Annotated in this window: 4 protein-coding genes and 2 pseudogenes; 4 read left to right on the top strand and 2 right to left on the bottom strand. The window is 51.0% G+C overall.

Annotation, left to right across the window (positions count from 1 at the left end):
- Positions 1 to 153 precede the first annotated feature (153 nt).
- The 4 genes and pseudogenes from potA to potD all read left to right on the top strand — a co-directional run.
- A pseudogene (potA, locus tag QZ506_RS09405) lies at positions 154 to 1,125 on the top strand (spermidine/putrescine ABC transporter ATP-binding protein PotA); the annotation flags it as partial.
- On the top strand, positions 1,109 to 1,969 hold the full coding sequence (potB, locus tag QZ506_RS09400; RefSeq protein WP_291970606.1) for a spermidine/putrescine ABC transporter permease PotB: 861 nt from the start codon (positions 1,109 to 1,111) through the stop codon (positions 1,967 to 1,969). The pseudogene potA and the gene potB, both read left to right, overlap by 17 nt.
- A pseudogene (gene potC / locus QZ506_RS09395) lies at positions 1,966 to 2,765 on the top strand (spermidine/putrescine ABC transporter permease PotC). Before potB ends, potC begins: the two are co-directional and overlap by 4 nt.
- Before the next feature lie 8 nt (positions 2,766 to 2,773).
- Positions 2,774 to 3,820, top strand: a complete 1,047-nt coding sequence (potD, locus tag QZ506_RS09390; RefSeq protein WP_291970608.1) for a spermidine/putrescine ABC transporter substrate-binding protein PotD — start codon at positions 2,774 to 2,776, stop codon at positions 3,818 to 3,820.
- 48 nt (positions 3,821 to 3,868) lie between these two features.
- Here the strand turns inward: potD and QZ506_RS09385 are convergent, their stop codons facing one another.
- The gene (locus QZ506_RS09385) at positions 3,869 to 4,090 is read right to left on the bottom strand and encodes a FeoC-like transcriptional regulator (RefSeq protein WP_291970604.1); all 222 of its coding nucleotides are present in this window, start codon (positions 4,088 to 4,090) and stop codon (positions 3,869 to 3,871) included.
- A 30-nt stretch (positions 4,091 to 4,120) separates the two neighbouring features.
- Positions 4,121 to 6,442 carry a Fe(2+) transporter permease subunit FeoB gene (gene feoB / locus QZ506_RS09380; protein ID WP_291970602.1) on the bottom strand — a complete coding sequence of 774 codons (2,322 nt, stop codon included), beginning with the start codon at positions 6,440 to 6,442 and terminating at the stop codon, positions 4,121 to 4,123.
- Positions 6,443 to 6,676 lie beyond the last annotated feature (234 nt).

The raw sequence follows: 6,676 nt of genomic DNA, 5'->3' as shown, positions 1-6,676 counted from the left end.
TACCAAGCCAGTTTTGGTAGAAAATGCTTGTCCCCTCAGGTGTACAGCTTTCTCATGAGGCCTAACTGCATGATTTTGCGTTGCGATGATCCGTCGTTTCACTGGACTGCCAGCATAAAATCTATTTATTCAACAAAGCCCTTCAGGCTGTGAAAAACCACGGTACTGTGTCTGATTGCAGGATTGGAAAATGTCGATAACGGTGCCATTTTACTTGAGCAGCAGGACATTACCCATCAGCCCGCCAAACAGCGCTACGTCAACACGGTATTTCAGAGCTATGCGCTATTTCCCCATCTTAGCGTGTTTGACAATGTCGCCTTCGGGTTGAAAATGCAGAAAACACCGTCTGCCGAGATCACACCTCGCGTCATGGACGCCTTGAAAATGGTTCAGTTGGACGAGTTTGCAACGCGTCGCCCGCATCAACTGTCTGGTGGGCAGCAACAGCGTGTCGCTATTGCCCGCGCCGTGGTGAACAAGCCCAAGGTATTATTGCTGGATGAATCGCTTTCCGCTCTGGATTACAAACTGCGTAAGCAGATGCAAAATGAACTGAAAGCACTGCAACGTAAGCTGGGTATTACCTTCATCTTTGTTACGCACGATCAGGAAGAAGCGCTCACCATGTCAGACCGCATCGTGGTGATGCGCGACGGCAAAATTGAACAAGACGGTACACCACGAGAAATCTACGAAGAACCCTGTAATCTGTTCGTTGCCAGTTTTATTGGTGAAATCAACATTTTTGATGCTACCGTGATCGCCCCCGAACAGGGGAGTCGCGTTCAGGCTATGGTTGAAGGCCGCGCCTGCCCTATCACTGTCAATTTTCCGGTGAGCACTGGGCAATCATTAAAAGTCCTGCTGCGCCCCGAAGATTTGCGCGTAGAGAAAATTAATGACGACAGTGCAGTCGAAGGCATGATCGGTTATGTGCGTGAACGCAACTACAAGGGCATGACGCTTGACTCCACCATTGAGCTGGAGAACGGAAAAATGGTGATGGTCAGCGAGTTTTTCAATGAAGATGACCCCGATGTCGATCACTCACTCAACCAAAAGGTGGCTATCACCTGGGTAGAGAGCTGGGAGGTCGTGCTGCACGATGAAGCCACCGCGTAAACGTTTTCAAAACATCATAATTACCATCATCGTTGCCTGGCTGATGCTGTTTGTGTTCATTCCTAACCTGATGATCATTGGCACCAGCTTTTTGACGCACGATGATGCCGACTTGATCACCATGGTGTTCACGCTGGAAAACTATACGCGGCTGAGCGATCCCCTGTACGCTTCGGTGCTGCTGCATTCGTTAAATATGGCGGTCATCGCTACGTTATGTTGCCTGCTGATTGGCTACCCTTTTGCCTTCATCCTGGCGCGGCTACCGGAAAAAATACGACCGCTGCTACTATTCCTACTGATTGTCCCGTTCTGGACAAACTCGTTGATTCGTATCTACGGATTGAAAATTTTCCTGAGCACACGAGGCTACCTAAACGAGTTTCTGTTATGGACTGGGATTATCGACGATCCGCTGCGCATTATGTACACTTCACAGGCGGTGGTGTTAGGTCTGGTCTATATCCTGCTGCCGTTCATGGTGTTGCCACTCTACTCCAGCATTGAAAAACTCGACAACGCGTATCTGGAAGCGGCACGGGATCTGGGGGCCAAAAAGTGGCAGTCGTTCATCCGCATTGCGATCCCGCTGACCATGCCCGGCATTATTGCGGGCTGCCTGCTGGTACTGCTGCCTGCGATGGGGCTATTTTTCGTGGCTGACCTGATGGGAGGTGCGAAAAACCTGCTAATTGGCAACGTGATAAAGAGCCAATTCCTGAATATTCGCGATTGGCCCTTTGGCGCGGCCACCGGCATTTGTCTGACGTTGGTTATGGGCCTGATGCTGTTTGTGTACTACCGCGCAGCCCGTTTATTGAATAAAAAGGTGGATCTGGAATGATGGGACGTTTATTGCGCGGCAGCTTTATGAGCCTGACCTACGCCTATCTGTATATTCCGATCCTGATTCTGATTGTGAATTCATTTAATCAGGCGCGTTTTGGCATTAACTGGCAAGGAGTTACCCTTGAGTGGTATCGCCTGTTGTTAAACAACGACAGCCTGCTCCAGGCTTCCAGCCATTCACTGACGATGGCGGTATTTTCCGCCACGTTTGCCACGGCGATTGGCTCGCTCACCGCCGTGGCACTGTACCGTTATCACTTTCGCGGTAAGTCCTTTGTCAGCGGCATGCTGTTTGTGGTGATGATGTCGCCAGATATCGTCATGGCTATCTCCCTGCTGGTACTGTTTATGCTGCTCGGGATTTCGCTCTGATTCTGGTCGCTGCTGTTTTCGCACATTACGTTCTGCCTGCCGTTTGTCGTGGTCACGGTGTATTCGCGTTTGAAAGGGTTTGATATTCGAATGCTGGAAGCCGCTCGAGATTTAGGGGCCAGTGAAATCATCATACTACGCAAGATTATTCTGCCCATTGCGATGCCTGCCGTTGCCGCTGGCTGGTTGCTGAGCTTTACCCTGTCCATGGTGATGTGGTGGTATCATCCTTTGTCGCTGGTCCTTCTTATGAAATCTTGCCGCTGAAAATCTATTCCATGGTCAAAGTGGGTGTTTCACCCGAAGTCAACGCGCTGGCCACCATTTTGCTGTTGTTATCGTTACTGCTGGTGCTTAGCAGTCAGTTAATACTGCGGGATCGCACCAAAAAATCATCATTCCAACCTTTGGGACGTTAAGGAGGTTTATTGTGAAAAAATTGCCCTACCTGCTGGCCGCGTGCGCCATGGCGCTCAGCCTGAATGCCGCCAATGCGAAGGATAACAAGACGATCTATTTCTATAACTGGACAGAGTATGTCCCCCCCGGTTTGCTGGAACAGTTCACCAAGGAAACGGGCATCAAGGTGATTTACTCCACCTACGAATCCAACGAAAGCATGTATGCCAAGCTGAAGACCTATCAGGATGGTGTTTATGATTTGGTGGTGCCTTCGACCTATTTCGTGTCCAAAATGAGCAAAGAAGGGATGCTGCAAAAGATTGATACCAGCAAACTGAGCAATTTCCACAATCTTGATCCTAGTCTGCTGCACAAATCCTTCGACCCGAACAACGAATACTCCATTCCCTACATCTGGGGAGCCACCGCTATCGGCATCAACCGTGATGCCATCGAACCGGCAACAGTGACCGGCTGGGGTAATTTTTGGGATGCAAGGTATAAGGGCAGTCTGTTGCTGACCGACGATGTCCGTGAAGTGTTCCAGATTGCGTTACGCAAACTCGGCTACTCTGCTAATGCCACCGATCCGAAAGAGATAGAAGCTGCATATAACGAATTAAAGACGCTGATGCCGAACGTGCTGGCCTTTAACTCCGATAACCCCGTGAATCCGTTTATCGAAGGTGAAGTCAATCTGGGTATGATCTGGAACGGCTCCGCTTACGTTGCCCGCCAGTCAGGAACACCGCTCGACGTTATCTGGCCAAAAGAAGGTGGCATTTTATGGATGGACAGTTTGGCAATCCCCGCCAACGCCAAGAACAAAGAGGGTGCTATGAAGCTCATCGACTTCTTGTTGCGCCCGGATGTGGCAGCAAAGGTTGCTGAAACCATCGGTTACCCGACGCCCAATCTGGCAGCGAAAAAATTACTGCCTGCTGAGGTGGCAAATGACAAGACCCTCTATCCTGATGAAGAAACCATTCAGAAAGGGGAATGGCAAAATGATGTTGGTAGCGCCAGAACGCTGTATGAAAACTATTTTCAACAGCTGAAAGCCGGCCGTTAATGCGCAAGGGCTAGCCGCATAGCGCGGCTAGCCCTTTATGATGAATCGTTACCCCACCCACTCGTAGTAAAACCGCAGCCCTTTCTTGCAGGAACAGCAGCCGCTACAACCGCCACTGGCATTTTCGTGACTGCTAATTTTTCCCTTCTGGACCCAGATAGCTATCATGCCTTCAACCACACCGGTTTCGACATGGAAGTGTTGGCTGATCTCTTGCAACGAAACGCGTTGTCTTTGCCTCACGAAATTGCGCAGTTCAATCAGTGTCATTTCGTCTTCCGGATTCGTACGGCCATGGTTTTACGCTGCACGCACCACCGCAGATTGCTGCCTCAGATTGCCATTGCGGCGCAGGAAAAATACGGTAATCGCCCACACTGCCAGCACAGCACCGATGGCAGAGGCAGAATAAAGGGGATGGTTAGCAAACCGCCCCGCTTGATACACCAGTACCGCAGCGCCATAGCCCAGCTCTATCGTCCACACAAAACAGAACAACGCCCATGCTGTGCCCACTTCGCGCCAGATAGCTGACAATGCTGCGACGCAAGGCACATACAGCAAAACCATCAGCAAGTAGGCCACCGCGCCTAAGCGGCCATCGAACAGGTGCGCAATGATATCCAGAGATGAGACGGAAAATTCATTCTGTTCCGCTACGGCGGCGGTATCGCTTAAATCGCCAACATCGATGCCCAGCGGATCGAGGAGCTCTCCACCAACTTTGGCAAAATTCTCTGGAATGGTTGCCAGTGCGGCAACAACGCTTTCGCCCAGATTAAACGGTGCGTCCTCTTCCTGCTCACCTGATTGGCTATCAGCCATCGCGCCATACAGTGAATCCAGTGTACCCACCACCGCTTCTTTGGCAAAAATACCGGTAAAAACACCGACAGCAGCAGGCCAGTTTTCTGCTTTTATCCCCATCGGCGCGAACACCGGAACAATTTTCTGACCGATGGAAGAAAGCACTGATTTATCACTGTCCTGATTACCAAACGAACCGTCGGTCCCCATGGAATTGAAAAAGCTGAGCACGGTAACGACCACGACAATCAGTTTGCCTGCACGCAGAATAAAACCCTTAAGCCGATCCCAGGTACGAATTAGCACGCTGCGCAGTCCTGGCAAATGGTATGGCGGGATCTCCATGACGAACGCAGAGGCATCGCCTTGTAACGCAGTATTTTTCAGCATAAAGCCAGTGGCGATAGCGGCAAAAATACCCATCAGATAAAGTCCGAACACCAAGTTTTGCCCACCGCTGGTGAACAATGCCGTCGCAAACAGCACATAGACAGGTAAACGCGCTCCGCACGACATAAAGGGGGCCATCATCACCGTAACGATGCGATCACTGTGCTTTTCCATGGTACGCGTGGCCATAACAGCGGGCACATTACAACCAAAGCCGACAATCAAGGGCACGAACGCTTTCCCTGGAAGCCCAATGCTGCGCATGAAGCGGTCCATAACAAACGCCGCACGCGCCATGTACCCGGAATCTTCAAGATAGGAGAGGAACAGATAGAGACAACCGATAACCGGAATAAAGGTGGAAACCGTTTGAATCCCTCCGCCAATGCCATCAGCCACCAGCGTCGCCAGCCACTCAGGCGTGCCAATAGCGCGCAGCAGCGTTCCTAATCCATCCACCAGCAGCGCGCTGACAAACTGATCGAAAAAGTCGATAAACGCACTCCCCACCTTGATGGTGAAGATAAACATCAGGTACATCACCAGCAGGAAGATCGGAATACCAAAAAAGCGATGCAGAACCACACGGTCAATTTTATCAGTGAGCGTCGCGGAGATATTGCTGCGGCGAATCACCACCTGATTGGCGATGGAGGAGACAAACTGATAACGTCCATCGGCAAGGAAGATATCCAGTTCATCGTCATAGGTTTCTGTGAGCGTGGCAACCTGTGCATCCATCTCTGTCAACAAGGGTGCCGGTATGCGAGTGCGAACCGTAGTATCCCCTTCCAGCAATTGCAGCGCTAACCAATACGGATGGGTTAAGTTTGGAATGTCCGCTAAACGCAACGCCATTTGCACCGCGGCATTTTTCAGCGGCGCATCGTAAGGCACTTCAACGTTGGGTGAACGAATGTCCGCCAGCGCGGACAGGCACACCTGGCGCAACACATCCATCCCTTTGTTTTGGCTGGCGGTGATGGGGATAACGGGGCAACCTAGCCGGTTTTGCAAAGCGGCAATATCGATCTCCAGCTTGCGCGAAGAGGCGATATCCATCATGTTCACCGCAACGATCATGGGCACGTTCATGTCCAGCAACTGCGCCGTCAGATACAGGTTGCGCTCAAGATTGGCCGCATCAAGAATATTTAGCACCAAATGTGCTTCGCCGGAGAGGATATAATCGCGCGCGACGCGCTCATCCTCCGCGCTTTCCGAAGCCGGATTGAGCGAGTAGACGCCGGGAAGATCGACCAGCGTGAAGCGTTGACCTTTGTAGAGGCACTGACCGACCTTTTTCTCGACGGTGACCCCGGGCCAATTCCCCACCGTTTGTTTTCCCCCTGTCAGCAGGTTGAACAGGGTGGTTTTGCCACAATTGGGGTTGCCAACAACACCAATGACGGGATGAGTGACCATAACGGTTCCTTACTCAAACGAGCTATTATCAGGCAGGCATGCCTTGCAATCCACATACCTAGCAAATACAGATCCTGAAAATCAGCACGGTTCCAGGGGCTTTGTTGAATAAATAGATATTATGCTGCGTAGCCATAAAGGCTGCGGATTCCCTTGACGTAAAATCAGTATGTTAAATCCAGAGCGTGGTGATGCATCCCGGAGCGATCAGCATTTTAATCCAAAACAGGCGTG

The sequence above is a fragment of the Candidatus Symbiopectobacterium sp. genome (assembly GCF_020054415.1).
Classification (GTDB): domain Bacteria; phylum Pseudomonadota; class Gammaproteobacteria; order Enterobacterales; family Enterobacteriaceae; genus Symbiopectobacterium.
Note: the sequence above shows the minus strand (reverse complement) of the source record. Positions and strands in the feature narration are given on the sequence as shown.

Coding starts and splice junctions, on each gene's coding strand:
- potB (WP_291970606.1), top strand. CDS start 1,109: ATGAAGCCACCGCGTAAACGTTTTCAAAACATCATAATTACCATCATC.
- QZ506_RS09385 (WP_291970604.1), bottom strand. CDS start 4,090: ATGACACTGATTGAACTGCGCAATTTCGTGAGGCAAAGACAACGCGTT.
- feoB (WP_291970602.1), bottom strand. CDS start 6,442: ATGGTCACTCATCCCGTCATTGGTGTTGTTGGCAACCCCAATTGTGGC.